At 76.9% G+C, this 273-nt stretch carries 1 protein-coding gene; it reads right to left on the bottom strand.

The genetic code is table 11. The features are described 5' to 3' along the window. On the bottom strand, positions 1 to 273 hold a 273-nt coding region (locus tag V5F77_RS29325; protein ID WP_429008543.1), incomplete at both ends, for a hypothetical protein.

Genomic DNA, 273 nt, shown 5'->3' with positions numbered 1-273 from the left:
GGCCGCCGCCGGTGACGCCAGCGCGGCCGCGCCCACCACCGTGCCGACGGCCCCCGCCGTTTCCACCGCCGCCGCCCAGGTGGCGACGCCGATCGTGCCGAGGCCGAGCACCGCGCCGATCTGCCCCTGCGCGGCGGCGAGCAGCGCCGTCACGCCCGTGAGGACGGCGCCCAGCGTCGAGGCGGCGGATGGCGCGAAGCTGGTGGCGATGGGCTGAAACACCACGTCGAACCGCACCACCCGCAGCTCGCGCGCGGCGAAATGGATGTTGGC

Origin of the sequence: Roseixanthobacter psychrophilus, assembly GCF_043195195.1 — a bacterium.
Taxonomy (GTDB): Bacteria; Pseudomonadota; Alphaproteobacteria; order Rhizobiales; family Xanthobacteraceae; genus NCEH01.
Note: the sequence above shows the minus strand (reverse complement) of the source record. Positions and strands in the feature narration are given on the sequence as shown.